The organism is Saccharothrix sp. CB00851, assembly GCF_001905065.1.
Taxonomy (GTDB): domain Bacteria; phylum Actinomycetota; class Actinomycetes; order Mycobacteriales; family Pseudonocardiaceae; genus Actinosynnema.
This window is the reverse complement of sequence record NZ_LWLC01000021.1, coordinates 1-16,934: the sequence shown is the minus strand read 5'-3', so window position 1 is coordinate 16,934 and position 16,934 is coordinate 1. Positions and strand designations below refer to the sequence as shown.

20 protein-coding genes and 1 pseudogene are annotated in these 16,934 nt (G+C 70.0%); 14 read left to right on the top strand and 7 right to left on the bottom strand.

The features are described 5' to 3' along the window. Nucleotides 1-56: 56 nt before the first annotated feature. Nucleotides 57-479: pseudogene (locus A6A25_RS45600) on the top strand (ATP-binding protein); the annotation flags it as partial. A gap of 150 nt (nucleotides 480-629) precedes the next feature. Here the strand turns inward: A6A25_RS45600 and A6A25_RS45595 are convergent. Further along, nucleotides 630-857: a hypothetical protein gene (locus A6A25_RS45595; RefSeq protein WP_241828831.1), complete on the bottom strand. Its 228-nt coding sequence runs from the start codon at nucleotides 855-857 to the stop codon at nucleotides 630-632. Between the two features lie 56 nt (nucleotides 858-913). Here A6A25_RS45595 and A6A25_RS20610 point away from each other — a divergent pair, with 56 nt between their 5' ends. Together A6A25_RS20610 and A6A25_RS20605 are read left to right on the top strand one after the other, a co-directional pair. Next, entirely contained in the window at nucleotides 914-1,138 is a 225-nt protein-coding gene (locus tag A6A25_RS20610; RefSeq protein ID WP_073892395.1) for a hypothetical protein, read from the top strand. A gap of 174 nt (nucleotides 1,139-1,312) precedes the next feature. Beyond that, nucleotides 1,313-2,647, top strand: coding sequence for a hemolysin family protein (locus tag A6A25_RS20605; protein ID WP_073892393.1), 1,335 nt, complete (start codon nucleotides 1,313-1,315; stop codon nucleotides 2,645-2,647). Here A6A25_RS20605 and A6A25_RS20600 read toward each other — a convergent pair. Further along, entirely contained in the window at nucleotides 2,597-2,995 is a 399-nt protein-coding gene (locus A6A25_RS20600; protein ID WP_073892519.1) for a MerR family transcriptional regulator, read from the bottom strand. The genes A6A25_RS20605 and A6A25_RS20600 overlap by 51 nt on opposite strands. A gap of 136 nt (nucleotides 2,996-3,131) precedes the next feature. On the opposite strand from A6A25_RS20600, the gene A6A25_RS20595 reads away from it, so the two are divergent. From A6A25_RS20595 to A6A25_RS20555, 8 genes are all read left to right on the top strand, one after another. After that, a complete protein-coding gene (locus A6A25_RS20595; protein WP_241828816.1) occupies nucleotides 3,132-4,457 on the top strand; it encodes a hemolysin family protein in 1,326 nt (441 codons plus the stop codon). Continuing rightward, entirely contained in the window at nucleotides 4,454-5,530 is a 1,077-nt protein-coding gene (locus tag A6A25_RS20590; RefSeq protein ID WP_073892392.1) for a hemolysin family protein, read from the top strand. Before A6A25_RS20595 ends, A6A25_RS20590 begins: the two co-directional genes overlap by 4 nt. Next, a complete protein-coding gene (locus A6A25_RS20585; protein WP_073892390.1) occupies nucleotides 5,530-6,603 on the top strand; it encodes a sporulation protein in 1,074 nt (357 codons plus the stop codon). The genes A6A25_RS20590 and A6A25_RS20585 overlap by 1 nt, the downstream gene beginning before the upstream one ends. A gap of 54 nt (nucleotides 6,604-6,657) precedes the next feature. Then, nucleotides 6,658-6,927: a GlsB/YeaQ/YmgE family stress response membrane protein gene (locus A6A25_RS20580; RefSeq protein WP_073892388.1), complete on the top strand. Its 270-nt coding sequence runs from the start codon at nucleotides 6,658-6,660 to the stop codon at nucleotides 6,925-6,927. Between the two features lie 118 nt (nucleotides 6,928-7,045). Next, nucleotides 7,046-7,810 carry a TerC family protein gene (locus A6A25_RS20575; RefSeq protein ID WP_073892386.1) on the top strand — a complete coding sequence of 255 codons (765 nt, stop codon included), beginning with the start codon at nucleotides 7,046-7,048 and terminating at the stop codon, nucleotides 7,808-7,810. A 133-nt stretch (nucleotides 7,811-7,943) separates the two neighbouring features. Further along, nucleotides 7,944-8,846 carry a KPN_02809 family neutral zinc metallopeptidase gene (gene ypfJ, locus A6A25_RS20570; RefSeq protein ID WP_073892384.1) on the top strand — a complete coding sequence of 301 codons (903 nt, stop codon included), beginning with the start codon at nucleotides 7,944-7,946 and terminating at the stop codon, nucleotides 8,844-8,846. A 77-nt stretch (nucleotides 8,847-8,923) separates the two neighbouring features. Beyond that, the gene (locus A6A25_RS20565; RefSeq protein ID WP_083668508.1) at nucleotides 8,924-9,118 is read left to right on the top strand and encodes a PspC domain-containing protein; all 195 of its coding nucleotides are present in this window, start codon (nucleotides 8,924-8,926) and stop codon (nucleotides 9,116-9,118) included. Between the two features lie 338 nt (nucleotides 9,119-9,456). Then, complete coding sequence (locus A6A25_RS20555) at nucleotides 9,457-10,050, top strand: hypothetical protein (RefSeq protein WP_143193300.1); 594 nt, start codon at nucleotides 9,457-9,459, stop codon at nucleotides 10,048-10,050. Here A6A25_RS20555 and A6A25_RS44785 read toward each other — a convergent pair. Further along, nucleotides 10,002-10,988: a hypothetical protein gene (locus A6A25_RS44785; RefSeq protein WP_198932788.1), complete on the bottom strand. Its 987-nt coding sequence runs from the start codon at nucleotides 10,986-10,988 to the stop codon at nucleotides 10,002-10,004. The two genes, A6A25_RS20555 and A6A25_RS44785, sit on opposite strands and share 49 nt — an antisense overlap. Nucleotides 10,989-11,476: 488 nt before the next feature. Here A6A25_RS44785 and A6A25_RS20545 point away from each other — a divergent pair, with 488 nt between their 5' ends. The 3 genes from A6A25_RS20545 to A6A25_RS20530 all read left to right on the top strand — a co-directional run bounded on the left by A6A25_RS20545 (nucleotide 11,477) and on the right by A6A25_RS20530 (nucleotide 13,091). Further along, nucleotides 11,477-11,686, top strand: coding sequence for a hypothetical protein (locus A6A25_RS20545; RefSeq protein ID WP_206745044.1), 210 nt, complete (start codon nucleotides 11,477-11,479; stop codon nucleotides 11,684-11,686). Nucleotides 11,687-12,104: 418 nt separating this feature from the next. Then, nucleotides 12,105-12,512, top strand: coding sequence for a winged helix-turn-helix domain-containing protein (locus tag A6A25_RS46645; RefSeq protein ID WP_198932787.1), 408 nt, complete (start codon nucleotides 12,105-12,107; stop codon nucleotides 12,510-12,512). A gap of 264 nt (nucleotides 12,513-12,776) precedes the next feature. Further along, the gene (locus tag A6A25_RS20530) at nucleotides 12,777-13,091 is read left to right on the top strand and encodes a transposase (protein ID WP_241828815.1); all 315 of its coding nucleotides are present in this window, start codon (nucleotides 12,777-12,779) and stop codon (nucleotides 13,089-13,091) included. Here A6A25_RS20530 and A6A25_RS20525 read toward each other — a convergent pair. From A6A25_RS20525 to A6A25_RS20515, 4 genes are all read right to left on the bottom strand, one after another. Next, the gene (locus A6A25_RS20525) at nucleotides 13,079-13,612 is read right to left on the bottom strand and encodes a hypothetical protein (protein WP_143193298.1); all 534 of its coding nucleotides are present in this window, start codon (nucleotides 13,610-13,612) and stop codon (nucleotides 13,079-13,081) included. The two genes, A6A25_RS20530 and A6A25_RS20525, sit on opposite strands and share 13 nt — an antisense overlap. Continuing rightward, entirely contained in the window at nucleotides 13,609-13,803 is a 195-nt protein-coding gene (locus tag A6A25_RS42340) for a hypothetical protein (RefSeq protein ID WP_143193297.1), read from the bottom strand. The genes A6A25_RS20525 and A6A25_RS42340 overlap by 4 nt, the downstream gene beginning before the upstream one ends. 183 nt (nucleotides 13,804-13,986) lie before the next feature. Beyond that, complete coding sequence (locus tag A6A25_RS20520) at nucleotides 13,987-15,168, bottom strand: hypothetical protein (protein ID WP_083668506.1); 1,182 nt, start codon at nucleotides 15,166-15,168, stop codon at nucleotides 13,987-13,989. A 170-nt stretch (nucleotides 15,169-15,338) separates the two neighbouring features. After that, nucleotides 15,339-16,787: a tyrosine-type recombinase/integrase gene (locus tag A6A25_RS20515; protein WP_073892370.1), complete on the bottom strand. Its 1,449-nt coding sequence runs from the start codon at nucleotides 16,785-16,787 to the stop codon at nucleotides 15,339-15,341. Nucleotides 16,788-16,934 lie beyond the last annotated feature (147 nt).

Sequence of the window (16,934 nt, the reverse complement as noted above, 5' to 3'; positions counted from 1 at the left end):
GGCTGCGGAACGGCGCGTCGCGCGGACGCGAATACCATTCGACACCGGTTGCGGTCATGATGGGCAGGGTGAGCACTGCGTCAGCGCGGGACGAGGAGTCCCGGCCGCCCGTCGGTCCCGCGCCGCACCGGCCTGTGCACGTTCCCGACGCGACGGTGCTGGAGCTGGCCGGGCGGCCGCCGCTGGGGGTGGTGCGCCGCTGGACCGCCGGGGTGCTGCCGCCGCTGGACGAGGATCTGCTCGACGACGTGCTGCTGGTGGTCAACGAGCTGGTCGCCAACGCCTACGACCACACCGGCGCCCCGGTGCGGTTGCGCGTGCTGGCCGGCGACGACCGGGTGCGAGTCGAGGTCGAGGACGGCTCGTCGGCACCGCCCGCGCCGCGGGGGCCGCAGTCGGCTGGCACCCGCGGCCGCGGTCTGCTGCTGGTCGCGAGGCTGGCCTCGGCGTGGGGCAGCACGCAGCACCCGCCGGGCAAGACGGTGTGGGCGCACCTGCGTGCACTACCCGACCACCCTGCCCGCCGACCGGTTGGACCCGCTGCGGACCTATGTCACCAGCCCGGAGGGCGGCAAGGTCGTAGCCGGCGCCGAACCGGGATAGACGGCCCAGCTCAAAGCGGTCGACGCCTACGTGACGATGACCTGCGCCGACTTCGACTTGGAGGCGCTCAGGACCTCCGCCAAGGCATGGTTCGCCGATCCCCGCTCACGCACACCCCGGTAGTGAGCCGACAGTCGCCAGCCGCCACGCAAGGTGCCGCGCTGCGATCGGGAACGGCGCGACCGACTCCGGTCGCGCGGCGCGACGGGGGCCGGATGGGTGACGATCCGGTCATAGGCGACGAAGCGGATCACGGGCCCGATAGGGTGACACGGTCATGATCGACTATGAGCGTGAGGGGAAGTCACCAGTGGCTGTTTCCGTGGACTTGGCCAAGCAGTTGGACAAGGCGTTCGAGGGGCTGACCGTGGCCGAGGTCCTCGACGCGCCGGTCGCGGCGTTGGCCGGGGTCAGCGGGGGTGACGCGGAGAAGTTGGCCGCGGCCTTCGGGATCAAGACCGTGCGGGACCTGGGGACCAGCAAGTACTTCAAGCTCGCCGCGGCCCTGGTGGACCTGGACCAGGCCGCCAAGTAGCGTCACGCGGTCGCTGATACGACGGGGTGCGAGCCTGTAGGCCCGCACCCCGTCGGCTTTCCGCACGACCGGCGGGTACCGCGCGTGGGTGACGGACGCGCCGTGGGCTTCGCCGGGTGGGCGGGGCGTTGAGGCAGTAGCGTTTCGCCACTCGGTCGGGGATGCGGAGTGGGTGTGGACGGCTACGGTTTCACCATCGCGCTGGTCGCGGTGTTGGTGCTGCTCAACGCGGTGTTCGCGGGCAGCGAAATGGCGTTGATCTCGCTGCGCGAGGGTCAGCTGCGCTCGTTGGAGCGTGACGGCCGCGCCGGGGCGCGCACGCTGGTGCGGCTGGCGCGTGATCCGAACCGGTTCCTGGCCACGATCCAGATCGGGATCACCCTGGCGGGGTTCCTGGCCTCGGCGACGGCGGCGGTGTCGCTGGCCGAGCCGCTGGTGCCGCTGCTGGACTTCTTGGGCGGCGCGGCCGGCGCGGTGGCGATCGCCCTGGTCACCGTGGTCTTGACGTTCCTGACCCTGGTGTTGGGCGAGTTGGCGCCCAAGCGGCTGGCGATGCAGAACGCGCTGCGCTGGGCGCTGCTGGTGGCCCGCCCGCTGGACGTGCTCTCGACGATCTCGCGGCCGGCGGTGTGGGCGCTGAGCGCCTCGACGAACCTGGTGGTGCGGCTGTTCGGCGGGAAGCCGGACGCGGAGTCGGAGCAGATGTCGCCGGAGGAGCTGCGGGAGCTGGTGTCGGCGCAGCGCGGGTTGAACGCCGAGCAGCGGATGATCATTTCCGGTGCGTTGGAGATCCACGAGCGCCGCCTGCGGGAGGTGCTGGTGCCGCGCCGGTCGGTGGTGACCCTGGCCGCGGAGCTGGACGTGGCCTCGGCGCGGGCGCAGCTGGCGGGCTCCGGGCACTCGCGTGCCCCGGTGGCCCGCGGCGGGCACCTGGACGACCTGGTCGGCGTGGTGCACCTGCGCGACTTGCTGCGTGATGACGTGCCGTTGGCGCAGGTGACCCGCGAGGCGCTGGTGTTCCCGGACACGGTGCGGGTGTCGGACGCGTTGCGCCGGTTCAAGGCCGAGCGCGAGCAGATGGCGCTGGTGGTCGACGAGCACGGCGCGGTCGCGGGCATGGTCACCCTGGAAGATCTGCTGGAGGAGATCGTCGGGGAGATCTACGACGAGACCGACCGCGACGTGATGGCGGTCCGGGCCGCCGAGGACGGCTCGCTGGTGCTGCCCGGCGCCTTCCCCGCGCACGACCTGGTCGATCTCGGGGTGGAGCTGTCCGACGCGCCGGAGGGCGACTACGCGACCATCGCCGGCCTGGTCCTGGTCGTGTTGGGCAGGATCCCCGACGGGCCGGGTGATCGGGTGACGGTGTCGGGGTGGACGATCGAAGTGCTGGGGGTGGAGCACCACGCGATCACCGAGGTGCGGCTGCGACGGGGGTCGGCGCCGGAGGTGCCGGGGTCAGGGCAGCAGCAGGTCCGGGGGGATCTGCAGGGCGACGGTGATCAGTGAGTGGACCCTGGTGGCGATGGCGGCCAGCAGGCCCTGCAGCTCGGGCGAGGCGGTCTCCGAGGCGGCTTGCAGGGCGCGCAGGTCGGTGTCGATGCGGTCCAGGATCGAGGCCACGTCGACCTGGCCGGTGGTCAGCGCGGCGGCGATCTCCTCGAGGGGAACTCCCTGGACCTCCAGACGTTGGACCAGGTGGATGCGGTCGACGTCGGCGGGGGCGTAGAGACGGTAGTTGCTCGCCGTGCGCTTGGCCGGCGTGAGGAGCCCGAGGCTGGTGTAGTAGTCGACGGTGCGGGGGCTGACCTGGGCACGGGCGGCGAGTTCGCCGATCCTGAGCAGAACCTCGGTCACCGCCACCTCCTCTTCCGGGGCACTCACCGTCAACCGTACAGTGTCGCGTGCTAGTGTGAAGCATGCCTGATGGTGCCGACACAGAGCCTTGTAGTAGTCGGCCGGGTGCGACGACCCGGCTGATCATAGTTTCCCCGTGCGTGGCGGGTGCGCCGTGTTGATCTTCACCGGCCTGCTCGCGATCGTGGCCCTCACCGTGGCCACGGGCTATTTCGTGGCCCAGGAGTTCGCCTACATGGCGGTGGACCGGGGCCGACTCCGGCAGATGGCCGAGGACGGCGACAAGGCCGCCGAGCGGGCCCTGCGGGTGACGCAGAAGCTGTCGTTCATGCTCTCGGGCGCCCAGTTCGGCATCACCGTGACCGCGCTGCTGGCCGGGTACGTGGCCGAGCCGCTGCTGGGCACCGGCCTGGCCGGCCTGCTGGGGTTGACCGGTCTGTCCCCGGCGGTGGCGGTGTCGCTGTCGATGGTGGTCGCGCTGGTGTTCGCCACGGTGGTGCAGATGGTGCTGGGCGAGCTGTTGCCCAAGAACTTCGCCATCGCCCGGCCGGAGCCGCTGGCCAAGGCGCTGTCCGCCTCCACCCTGGCCTACCTCAAGATCGCCGGCCCGATCATCCGGCTGTTCGACGCGACGGCCAACCGCCTGCTGCGCGCCGTCGGGATCGAGCCGGTGGAGGAGCTGCCGCAGGGAGCCACCCCGGAGGACCTGCGCCAGATCGTCACCGACGCGAACGCCGGGGGCCATCTGGACGCCGAGTTGTCCCGGCTGCTCGAACGCGGCCTCGGGTTCCGCGACCTGGTGGCCGAGCAGGCCATGACCCCCAGGGTGATGGTGCACACCGTGCGCGCCGACGAGCCCGTCGTCCGGGTGGTGGAGCTGCTGGACACCGGCCACTCCCGCTTCCCGGTCTTCGGCGAGGACCTGGACGACCTGCGCGGCGTGGTCGGGCTGGCCGAGGTGCTGACCGTGGACCCCGAGCGGCGCGCGGACGCGCTGATCGGTGACGTCGCCTCCCCCGCTCTCGTGGTGCCCGCCTCGCTGCCGCTGCCCGCGGTGCTGGAGCGGCTGCGGGCCGAGCGTCGGCAGTTGGCGTGCGTGGTGGACGAGTTCGGCGGGTTCGCCGGGGTGGTGTCGCTGGAGGACCTGGCCGAGGAGCTGGTCGGGGAGATCCACGACGAGGACGACCCGGTCGAGGACGCCATCGAACCGCTGGGCGAGGGCATGTGGCGGGTGCCCGGTCGGATGCGGGTGGACGAGATCGCCGACGCCACCGGCGTGGAGCTGCCCGAGCACGACAGCTACGACACCGTGTCCGGGCTGGTGCTGAGCCGGTTGGGGCGTACCGCCCGGGTGGATGACGAGATCAGCTTCGACGGCGTGTCGGTGCGGGTGACCGAGGTCGCGCGCAACGTGCCCTCGTCCGTCGTGCTGGCCACGGCCGTTCGGGAGGATGCCCGATGAGCACCACCTGGTCGTTGCTGATCTCCCTGGTGTTGCTGGTGGCCAACGCGTTCTTCGTGGCCGCCGAGTTCGCGCTCATCGCCGCCAAGCGCCACCGCCTGGAGCAGGACGCCGAGACCAGCCGCGCCGCCCGCGCGGCCGTGGCCGGTATCCGCGAGCTGTCGTTGATGCTGGCCGGCGCGCAACTGGGCATCACGCTGTGCACGCTGGGGTTGGGTGCGCTGGCCAAGCCCGCGGTGGCCGACCTGGTCGACCCGCTGCTGCTCGCGACCGGCCTGCCCTCGGGGGTGTCCTACGGGATCGCGTTCACGCTCAGCCTGGTGCTGGTGGTGTTCCTGCACATGGTGGTCGGCGAGATGGCGCCGAAGTCGTGGGCGATCTCCCATCCCGAGCGCTCGGCGCTGCTGCTGGCGCTGCCGTTCCGGGCGTTCGCGCACTCGGTCCGGTGGATCCTCAGCGGACTCAACGGCGTGACCAACGCGTTGCTGCGGGCGATGAAGGTCGAGCCGCAGGACGAGCTGGCGCAGGCCCACCGGCCCGAGGACCTGCGGATGCTGGTGCGCCAGTCCGCCGAACACGGCCTGATCCCCGAAGGTCAGCAGCGGCTGCTGACCCGGATGCTGCAACTGCAGAACACCACCCTGGCCCAGGTCATGGTGCCCATCGAGGACACGCTGAGCGTGTCCGAGCACAGCAGTGCCCAGGCCGTGGAACGCCGCAGCCGCGAGTCCGGACGCTCCCGCTTCCCGGTGATGGACGTGCACGGCCGCTTCGTCGGGCTGGTCCACATCCGCGAGGCCGTGCGCGCCGCTGCCGCCGGGCAACGGGCCACCGCCCGCGACATGATGGCCCCGGCGCTGACCCTGCCCGCCGCCATGCCGGTCGCCGGCGCCGTCACCGCGATGCGCGCCGACCGGGCGCAGCTGGCGCTGGTGGCCGACGACGAGGACCGCGTGATCGGCATCGCCGCGTTGGAAGACCTCCTCGAAGAGCTGATCGGCGACTTCGAGGACGAGACCGACACCCCGCTTCGCACCACCCGTGCACCCGCACCCTCCGGAAGGAAACCTTGATGTTCAAACGGATGCTCAGCGCCTTCGGCGTCGGCGGACCGTCCGTCGACACCGTCCTGGACACCCCGCACGCCACCCCCGGCCAGGTGATCACCGGGCAGGTGCGCATCCAGGGCGGCAGCAACGACGCCCACATCGACCAGATCGTGCTGTCGCTGGTCACCCGCGTCGAGGTCGAGCACGGCGACCACGAGTTCGGCGGCGTGTCGGAATTCCTGCGTGTCGCCGTCGCCCAGAGCGTGCGGGTTCCGGCCGGTCAGCCGATGACGGTGCCGTTCCAGCTCCCGATCCCGTGGGAGACGCCGATCACCGCCGTGGGCGGGCAGCAGCTGCCCGGCATGACCGTCGGCGTACGCACCGAACTGGTCATCTCCGGCGCCCCCGACAAGGGCGACCTCGACCCGCTGCTGGTCGGCCCGCTGCCCTCGCAGGACCGCGTGCTGGAGGCGTTCGGACAGCTCGGGTTCCAGTTCCGCAGCGCCGACGTCGAGGCCGGCCGCATCCACGGCGTCAACCAGGAGTTGGGCTTCTACCAGGAGATCGAGTTCTTCCCGCCCGGCCAGTACGCGGGCCGGGTCAACCAGGTCGAGCTGACCTTCGTCACCAACCCCCACGAGCTCGTGGTGGTGCTGGAAGCCGACAAGCGCGGCGGCATGTTCTCCTCCGGCAGTGATGCGTTCGGCCGGTTCCACGTGTCCCACCAGGACGCCCTGCACACCGACTGGGCCTCGGCGATCAACCGGTGGATGGCGCAGATCGCCGAACGCGGCGGCCACTCCGCCTTCGGCGCCCACGGGGCGGGCTACCCGCAACACGGCAACCCGGCCTTCGGCGGCCAGCCCGCCTACGGCCAGCCCGCCTACGGCCAGCCCGGTTACGGCCAGCCGGGGTACGGGCACCACGGCGGCCACCACGACGACCACCACCACGGTCATCACCGGGGCTCGGGCATGGGCGGCGTGGTCGCCGGCGCGGCGGCCGGCATGGTCGGCGGCATGATCCTCGGCGAGGTCCTGGACGACGCGTTCGAGGGCGACGACGGCGGCGGCGAGGACATGGCCTTCGAGGAGTGAGCCGGTCGTCGACCGGGTAATTGCAGCTCACCCAACCTCGTGCAAGGAGTGGACATGCCCGTTTCCGGACTCATCAGCGCACTGATCGTGGGTCTGATCATCGGCGCGCTGGGCAGGCTCGTCGTGCCCGGCAAGCAGAACATCCCGATCTGGCTGACCATGCTGATCGGCGTGATCGCCGCGATCATCGGCACGTTCATCGCCAACGCCCTCGGCGTCGGCGACACCCGCGGCATCGACTGGATCGAGATCGTCATCCAGGTCGCCCTCGCCGCGGGCGGCGTCGCCCTGGCCGCGGGCATGTACGGCCGCAAACGGGTCTGACCCCCTCAGACCGGCGCGGCAGGCGGCCACTCCCAAGAACTGCCTGCCGCGCCGCCCGTTCCCCGATGTCCACGCCCACAGACCACCCGCCGCCAGGATGCAAGGAGTAGGCCCGCACATGGACTGGATGCTCAGCCCCGAACTGTGGGTCGCCTTCGGCACCCTGCTGCTGCTGGAAGTCGTGCTCGGCATCGACAACGTCGTGTTCATCTCCATTCTCGCCGGCCGCCTCCCGGCCCACCAACAACAACGCGCCCGCGTCCTGGGCCTGTCCCTGGCCCTGATCACCCGCCTGCTGCTGCTGGCCTCGCTGTCCTGGGTCATCGGCCTGACCGCGCCGCTGTTCACCGCACTCGGCCAGGAGATCTCCGGACGCGACCTGATCCTGCTGCTGGGCGGGCTGTTCCTGCTCGGCAAAGCCACCTACGAGATCCACGAACAACTCGAAGGCACCGAACACGGCAGCACCCGCAAAGCCGTGTCGTTCGCCTCCGTGATCGCCCAGATCCTCGTGCTCGACGTGGTGTTCTCCCTCGACTCGGTCATCACCGCCGTCGGCATGGTCGACGAACTCGGGATCATGATCACCGCCGTCGTGGTCGCGATGGTCATCATGCTCATCTCGGCCAAGACGATCAGCGAGTTCGTCAACCGTCACCCCACCGTGAAGATGCTGGCCCTGTCGTTCCTGCTGCTCATCGGCGGCAGCCTCATCGCCGAGGGCTTCGACCAGCACATCCCCAAGGGTTACGTCTACGGCCCCATCGCCTTCTCCATCCTGGTGGAGTTCCTCAACCTGCGTGCCCGCGCTAAACGCGCCAAGCAGCCCGTGCACCTGCACCCCACCTACGTCAAAAACGACCAGACGTCCCCACCGGACTGACCACCGACCGGGGCACGACGCGCAGCGGGGACCGCACCGCGTCACCGGCCCACGATCGCCCGATCGCGCCACACCACCCTTGGCGGACCTCAACCGCCCGAACCCTGCTCGACCGCACCGAAAGGACACGCGGGTGCAGTTCAACGAGGGCGCCGAACTGGACACCTCCCAGGTCACCGACCAACGCGGCATCGGCGGCCGGGCCGCCCTGGGCGGCGGCGGCCTCGGCATCGTCGGCCTGATCATCTACCTCGTGCTGTCCCAGATCGGCGGCACCCCGCAACTGCCCGCCGGCTCCGGGTTCGGCGACGTCAACCGCGGCCAGCAGGTCGACTCCGAGGCCATCAGGACCAAGTGCCGCACCGGCGCGGACGCCAACCGCGAGGCCGACTGCCGGGCGGTCGCCTTCATCAACTCGATCCAAGCCTTCTGGACCGACCAGTTCGCCCGCTCCGGCCGCACTTACCAGCCGGCGCAGACCAACTTCTTCTCCGGCGGCGTGCAGACCCGCTGCGGCAACGCCACCTCCGCCGTCGGCCCCTTCTACTGCCCCGCCGACGCCCAGGTCTACATCGACCTGACCTTCTTCCAGGAACTACAGCAGAAGTTCGGCGCCACCGGCGGCCCGTTCGTCGAGGCCTACATCCTCGCCCACGAATACGGCCACCACGTGCAGAACCTGCTGGGCACGTCCGACCGGGTGCGCACCCGCCAAGGTCCGAAGTCGGACTCGGTGCGGCTGGAGTTGCAGGCCGACTGCTACGCCGGCGCCTGGGCACACCACGCCACCACCATCCCCACCGCCTCCGGCAAACCCCTCATCACCGGCGTCACCGACCAGGACGTCGCCAACGCCCTCGACGCCGCCTCCCGCATCGGCGACGACTACATCCAACGCGAATTCGGCGGCGGACGCATCGACACCACCCAGTTCAGCCACGGCACCTCCGCCCAACGCCAGCAGTGGTACACCACCGGCTACCAGACCGGCGACCCCACCCGCTGCAACACCTTCGACACCGACAACCTCGGCTGAACCCCGCACCCTCGACCGGCCCGCCCCACCCGACTCGGCGGACGCCATCGCTGATACGCCCACAACCCACGACGGAGATGACGGACATGACGAGCTCGACGTTGAGCAGGCCACGCGACAACCGCAGGATCGCCGGCGTGTGCGCAGGACTGGCGCAGCGGTGGGGCATGAAGCCCGGGACGGTCCGGCTCCTGTTCGTGCTGTCCTGTCTGCTGCCCGGCCCGCAGTTCCTGATCTACATTGCCTTGTGGATTATCCTGCCTTCCCGCTGACCACCGCGGAGGGCCGGTGGCAGGCCGCCGGAACCGACGGATTCCCCGGCTCGGCAGCGCGACAATCAGGAAAGCGCGGACACCGCTGATCGTGCCGGATCCGCAGTGGCCCCTGCTTCCCACACGGGTCGACCCGTCTTGGCTCGTGCCGCGCACGCCGTGGCCGCCGGCGGGTTGCCCGGCGTCGGCACCACGATCCTGCTCACCGCCCTTCTCGCGTTCGCGGGTCGGGCGGTGGCCGAGCGGCAGTGGAAGACCATGAGCGTGATCGTGCTGTTAGTTGAGTTCACGCCGGTGAAGGGCATGATCGGCCGGTTCGAGCGCGACCCGGCGGGCATGTGGCACTCGCTGGTCACCGCCCGGCGGGCATGTGGCACTCGCTGGTCACCGCGGTGTTCGACCTGGGCGGCCCGAGGCTGAGGGTCGGCAGCGTGCAGCTGTCGCCGTTCGACCCGGGTCTGGGCTGGGGTTGGGCCGATGCCGGGCAGGTCATGCGTGCCATGAACAGCACCGCGATCCTCGGGCTTGTCGGCGGCGACTGGAACGGGCTCGGCGCCACCACCGTCACGTTGCCCGACGGCGGTGTGACCGACTACGACCCCGACTGCTACGCCGGGGTCGAGTGGTATCCCGACCACGCCTATCAGCTCGACGAACACGGCCTGCCCGACCGCAGCGTCGCTCGCAGATTGGAAGGGCCCTCCCGGTTCCGGGACTGCGCGCGCATCGCCGACGCGCCTTGGACCCCCACGTCCGGCAGGTTTCCGGCGGACAGGCATTCGCCGCGCCGGATCGACCGCTGGTACGCGACCCACCACTTTCCCGATGCGGCGGTGACCGGTTTCGGTGTGGTCGGGGCGGAGGTCGTCGGCTTGTGCACTGATCACGACCCGGTCGTGGTGGAGGTCGACGAATCGGTGCTCGGAGCCTGAACGAGCGGGACGACCGACCGGAGTCCGTGATCGGCGATGGCTGCCCTCAGCCGGGTGATCTCGGCGTGCTGCGCGGCGAGCCGGGAGACGGCGGTCGTCTTGAACTCGGTCAGGTCGCGGATCTCCAGTTGGTGCTCGGCGAGTTTTCGACGTAGGTGGGCGTTGTCGTCCTTGAGGCGCAGGATCTGGCGGCGCGTGGATCGGGTTGGTGCCCGTCGGCGCGCAGCCGGGCCAGTCTCTGCTCGAACTCGGTCTTGAGGTGGCCGTAGGTGCGGTAGAGCGCGGCGCGGGAGACGCCGGCCTCGGCAGCGAGGGGCTTCACGTCGTAGCCGCCGCCGGGCGGAACTTGTCCGCGCAGCAACCGGTCGATGGCGGCCCGGATCCGGTCCTCGGTGTTGCGGCGTTGAGCAGCGCTGATCGTCACGAGGTCCCTCGGCGGCGATGTCGATGGCCTGGAGAACACCGAGCGCGCGGTCGTGTTCGGCAGTCAGCCGCCGTTTCTCGCCTGCGGGGACGCGGGGGTTGCCCAGGAACGTCCCGGTGTGCCTGGCGCTGCTCTCCCACACCGGGCGGTGCCGGGGATGGAAGGTGGCCTGTGGGCATCGCGCCGCGTCGCAGAGCCCGGCCAGCGGCGCGGTCGCGGTCGGGGTTCCGGCGAGTTTGAGGCAGAGGGCCTTGGCGGGATCGGTGAACCAGCAGTAGTTCGCCGGTTGGACACGTAGCGTGTCGGCGCGTCGTTGAAGCAGCAGCTCGATGTGCCGGTCGGTGGCCACCACGGTGGGCTGTATGTGGGCGAGCCGGGCGAGTTCCTCGTCGACGTAGGCGAACGTGGCCAGCAGGGCTTTCGCGCCGGGCCCGGCCGGGCGGATCCCGCCCTGGTAGTCGCGGTAGGCCACCGCGGCGAGTTTGCGGCGGTGCGCCTGTTCCTCGGCGACCATCTCGGCGTGGAACTTGGCCCGGGAGCCTCCGGGGCGGTGGGTGTAGCCCTCGGGGGTGGCGACCGAGATGTGCTTGAGGTGGATCTTCGCCGCGAACAGCCCCTGCGGGCGGTGCGCGAGTTCGAGGGCCAGGGTGCGGCGCAACTCCCGGGCGTTGAAGCGCCCGGCCGGGATGGGGTGGAGACCGAGCCGCGTACCCGCAGGACTGTTGACCTGCGGAAGGTGGCGAACCGGGTGGCGAACTCGAACCTGCGAAGATCGACTCTTCGGGCTGGAAGTGGGAGATGCCCTTTTCGCTGTGGGACAGGCGGGTCGCCAGCGCGACCGCGCGGTAGGCGGGTTCGATCACGACCCATTCGTCGGCGACGTCACTGCGCGTTTCACCTTTGATCCGGCGGCTGGCCATGCTGTACCGGAACAACGTCTCGCCGTGTTCGCGTGGCGACGGGCAGGACTGCGTGGTCAGTTCCATCAGCTCGCTCGTGCGCATGCCACTGAGCGCGGCGACCACGATCAGGCAGGCGTTGAAGACGGCGAAGGGCAGGTCGGTGGCCGGCTGCGAGGTCAGCGGCACCGTCCACGGGACACGTCCGGTGCCGTCGGCGCGGTCGACCTCGGCCGCGTCCCGTTCCCAGCACGGCGCGAAGCCCACCTGGCAGGCGACCTCGACGAGCAGCGGACGCGCTCGCGCGAGGTAGGAGGACGGCATCGCCCGCCGGCCGAGGTCACGGAAGAACTCGGACAGGTTGAGGTGCAGCAGCGGGTCGTCGGGTTCCCAGCCGTCGGCCAGGCGGTCTCGGACCACCTTCGCGTCGGCCTGGGGCAGGGGGCGGCGCCGCTCGACCCAGGAGGCCATCGCCGTGGTCAGCTCCGCCGGGCTGGGCCAGCCGTGGATCCTCGGTTCGGCCAGCCTGGCGCGGAGCCGGTGGAGCAGGTCGACCAGTCGCGGGCCGATGCGGTCGACGAGGTAGAGCGCCGCGTGCAGCGCCGGCCACAGGATGTGCTCGGGCACGGCCGGCGTGGTGTTGCCGACGGCGGCCCAGGACACGCCGGCGACAGCGGCGGCGGACCTGCCGGGCCACGGCTCGAACCCGCGCGGGTACGGCGGAGCTGTTCGTGCAGGACGTGTCGGTGCCGGAGATCGCCCGGCGGCTGCGGGTGTCGCACAACGCGGTGTACGTGTGGCGGCGGCGCTGGCTGGCCGACGGCGAGGGTGGATTGGTGTCGAAGGGTCCTTCGGTCGCGGACTGTAGGCTCTCGCCGAAGCAGGTGGATCGGCTGGCCGCGGCGTTGGAGGAAGGTCCCGCCGCGCACGGTTACACTGAGGATCAGCGGTGGACGCTGGCGAGGGTCGCGGACCTGATCGGCCGGTTGTTCCGGGTCCGCTACACGCTGCGCGGGGTGTCGTATCTGTTGCACCGCATGGGGTTTTCTCCGCAGGTGCCCGCGCACCGGGCGATCGAGCGCGACGAGGAGGCGATCGTCACCTGGCGACGGGAGACGTGGCCGGCGGGAAAACGGTAGCGGCGGAACGGGGCGCCTGGCTGTGCTTCGAGGACGAGGCCGGACAGACGCTACGTCCGCCGAAGGCCCGGACCTGGGCGCCACGCGGACAGACCCCGACGATCCCGGTGTGGGGCAAAGGGTCCGGCCGCCTCTCGGTCGCCGGACTGTTCTGCGTCCGCCCCGCGGAACCCGAACAACGCCCGCGCTTGTTATACCGCCTCAAGATCCACCGCGCCCGCAAGGGCGAACGACGCCGCACACCAGTACTTCAAGGCCGAAATCGTGCTGATCTGGGACAACCTCAACACCCACACCAGCCACGCCATGCGCGACCTGATCACGACCCGGACCTGGCTGCACGTCATCCGATTACCGCCCTACGCGCCCGAGCTCAATCCGACCGAGCACGTCTGGTCACATCTCAAGCGCGGCCTGGGAAATCTCCTCGTCCACGGCATCGACCACCTGGTCGACGATTGTGCGGAACCGGCTCAAGCGCATCCAGTACCGACCCGAACTCCTGACCGGCTTCCTCGCCCAGACCGGCCTCACCCTCGCCCCAGAGCCACCCTAATCCTGACCATTCAACCTCTGTAGCGGTCGGTGGTGAACAGCTCGCCGTACCGCGCGAGATTTTTGACAACGGAGACCTCGGCCGCCATCGCCTGCGCCGACGCGCCGGACTCCAGCCGATGGACGAGATAGCGGTCGCAGTGGTCCTGCGTGAGCTCATGCAGCGAGCCGACACCGTCCTCGGCGAGCCAATTGAACCAGCCGAGGGTGGTCTGGAGTCGGTTGAAGCCCGTGATCACGGCGATCGGCTCCCGCCGCGCCGCGGGCAGCGCGAGTACGCGCTCGTGACGCAGTGCGAGCATCGCGATCAGGAACTCTTTGGCGACCGTGCGCCACGCGGGATTCACGATCGTGGTGAAGTCCCAGACGACCCGGTCGGGACGCACCTGGACGGGTAGGCTGCGGACACCGGTCAGCGGCCAACACTCGTCGTCGAACCAGGGCTGCGGGGCACCGTGCTCGATGTCGACGCCGATCAGCGTGTGCACCCGACGGCCCGAGAACGGCGACGCCGGAACATCCTCCGAGCTGGTAGTCGCGGTCACGTCGTGCCTTCCTCGGGGCGGAGCGGAAGTTCGTCGTCGTGCTCGCGTACCCCGGATGCGGCGGAAGCGAGCACGGCCGGCGCGAACCTGGGCAGGATGTCCTGGTCCAGGCGATCGGCGTAGGCGCCGAACACGGCCATGAACTGCGCGGTCGGCATCTGCCGGAACTGACGGGCGAAGAACGCCTTCAACCGCAGCAGGTTCGGCGCGTGCCGTGGCGCGAACACCGCAAGCGGACACAGCAGGCACACCCAGGGCCGTGCCGGACACGGTCGCCCGACCGGGCCGTGGGACCCCGGCGAGCTGGTCGACGCAGGCCGCGGTGAACACGTCCCGCGTCCCTCCGACCAGCTCACCGACAACCTCGGGTGTGATCACCAGCTCCCGCACCGCCGTGGGCAGCGCCTGCGCGGCTGCTTCGAGGTCCTCACCGGCCAGCACGAGCGGGGTGTGGGCTTGCGCACGAGGTCGGCCTGCGCTTCCTTGATGACGGTGTCGATCGCGTGCCGCTGGGTCGGCGTCGGCCGTGACAGGTAGTGGTCACCCTCGACCCGCGCGCTGTGGTGCGGGTCGATTGTGGCGCGGCCGGTCCAGGCACTGGTGTCGCAGTTGTTCTCGAACGTCGTGCGGATGCGGTGCTTGTGCAGCCGGAAAGGCTGCCCGTCGTCGCCGAGCAGCCGGTTCCTGCGGATCCACCGGAACACGGTCGTCTCGTGGAACCGCGGCACCGCTACCGAGCCCGTGTTGCCCTTGTAGCGGGACGAGTACACCAGCCACAGGCTGCCGCGGTCCTCGGGCGCGGCGAAGGTCCGCAGCAGGGCGGAATGCTCCAGCCACCGCCGCAGCACACGCACCGCAGCTGGCGAGAGGACCAGACTCTGGGGTCCGCCGCGGCCCTTGACGAAGTCCAGCAGAACGGTCGTGTCACCGGCCCAGTCGAGATCGCCGAGTTCGAGGTCGGCCAGTCCGTCCGGCACGATGCCCGTCATAGTGCCCAACGACAGCCGGTAGGCTAGGGCGACGTCGACCGTAGGAAACAGCACACCCGCGTGGCCGGCGAAGCCGCCCCGTTTCAGGATGGTCGAGTGGTGCAGCTCCACGTGGGCGCTGATCTGCCTTTCCAGTAGCGGCCCGTGTCGGCTGAGCAGCCAGAGCGCGTTCTCTCGCGTCCATTGCCCGTTCGCGGGGTCCACGCCCTGCTCCGCGGCCTTCAGGCCTGCACGGTGCCCGCGTAGCGCGTCGTCGGTGATGCGCTCGCAGCAGGCGCGAAGCGGGTCCCATTCCGTCGTGCTGTACGGCGCGAACGGCTCGGTGCGGCGACGTGGCCCGGCTTTCAGCGGCTCGCCGGCCAGGTGTTCCCGGATCTGTGGTGACAGTCCGCCCCGGGCGGCGTCCCACGACGTCAACAAGGTCCGGGTCAAGTTCTCCCAGTTGCGGCTGGTGCCCATCCAGAACTCGATCAGCAACGGCCAGGTCAGCGCGCCCGCGCCACCACGGAACCCGTGTTCGTCGGCGAAACGGCTCAGCAGGCCGATCGCGGTGCGGTAGTGCTCCACGGTGGAACGCGAGTCGACGCGACCGTGCGGATGAGCGATCCGGGCCAACGCGTACGCGAGATCGACAACCAGCTCACCGCATGGGAACTGGCCGAGTTACAGCGTGTAGCGCCGCGCGTCGCTGAAGACGAGCCGGACCGCGAGCGGATCGGTGAGCACCCGCGCCGGCATCAGCTCACCCCCAGCTCTTCGGTATCCTCGAACTCGGCGTCGACCTCGGCCAGCACGTCCCCGGAGACGACGTCGCCCGGTGCGGAGTGGGAATACGCGTCCCGGAAGACCCGGGTCATGTCCAACCTGGACAGATAGATTTCCGTGGTCGTGACGGAGACATGCCCGAGCAGGTCACGCAGGACCAGCAACGGGTCGGAACTGGTCAGGTAGAGGGCCATCGCGGCGTTGTCGTCGGTGTCAGCGACCAGCTTCGCGGCCTGCCGGTAGTAGCCCGCCACCAGCTGTTCCAACGTGAACAAAGCGAACGAATGACGCAGCCGATGCGGTTTGACGTGGGGAATCCGCGGCTCGAACCGATTGCGGATGTCATCACCGGCCCGGCGGAACACCGTCGGCCAGTCGAGGAACGGCTCGCCGCCGACCTGGACGCCCAGCAGACAGGACCCCCGCCCGCGTCGACCAGCCGCTGCCGCTCGGCGCCCGAGCATGGCCCAGGCGACCCGCGTGCCGTTGATCCGCGCGCCGCGCCAGTCAGGATCGGTCACGACCAGCGGATCCGCCGGGCGCCACGCCGAGCCGTCGGTGGCGAGCCGGCGGTCCAGCGCGATGTAGCGGTGCACCGCGGCCAGGGCGTCGTAGGACACCCAGGTGGTGCGGGCCTTGCGGCCCTTGGTGATCGCCGACGGTACGTGCAGCGGTATCGGCAACGGTGACGGTGCCGACGGCAACGGCGGGAGCTCGTGCACCAGCAGGTGGGTGAACTCCTGGCGCCGAAGCCCGCTGGAGAGCACCAGCTTGGCCATCGCGGCGTTGCGACCCGGATTCAGTCCCCGGAAGGCGGGATCGGGGCTGCCATCCGGGAGCAGCCCTTCCAACGCACGTACGAACAGGTCGGAGAAGTCCCGCACCAAGTACTTGATCGTGGTGTGCGGCCTCGGTGCGCGCACCTTCGCCAGATTGCTGCGGACCTCGACGAGGCGGTCCTCGACCAGCCGCTTGGCCATCGTGTAGGTGAACGGCACCGCCGTGGCGTGTCCCTCCTCGACAGCCCAGTCGTAGAACTGGGCCAGGACCACCACGTAGAGATTCCAGGTCGACTCGGACACCCTCATGTCGAGCGGACCGGCGAGCCGATGCCCGGCGTACATGCTCAGCCCGGCACGCAGCTGTTGCCGCGACCCGAAAACCGGAATGTCCTGGGCTGTGAGGAAGACCAGCCAACCCTTCAGGACCCGCGCGTAGACCTCCCACGAGTTCGCGGACGGAGCGCCGTTGACCGGCAGCTCGCGTAGCCACCGATTCACCACGGTCGTCGCACGTGGACCGGCAGCGTCCTCGAACCGGAGATCGTCGTCGATCAGCACCGGCATCGCCTGCCGGATCGCCGGCTTCCGCGAGACATCCCAGGCCTGCCAGCCAGCCGACGAATAGAAGATCAAGTGCATTCGCAGGAAGCTAGACGCGCGACACGATCAGCCGCAACGCGTAATCGCAGAGTTCGGTGCCGGCCGCTGAACTATGCGACACACGGCAAATGTGCATTGTTACAGATCTTGAAAGGCCAGCATTACGGTGGTTCCGGTTCGAGGTCC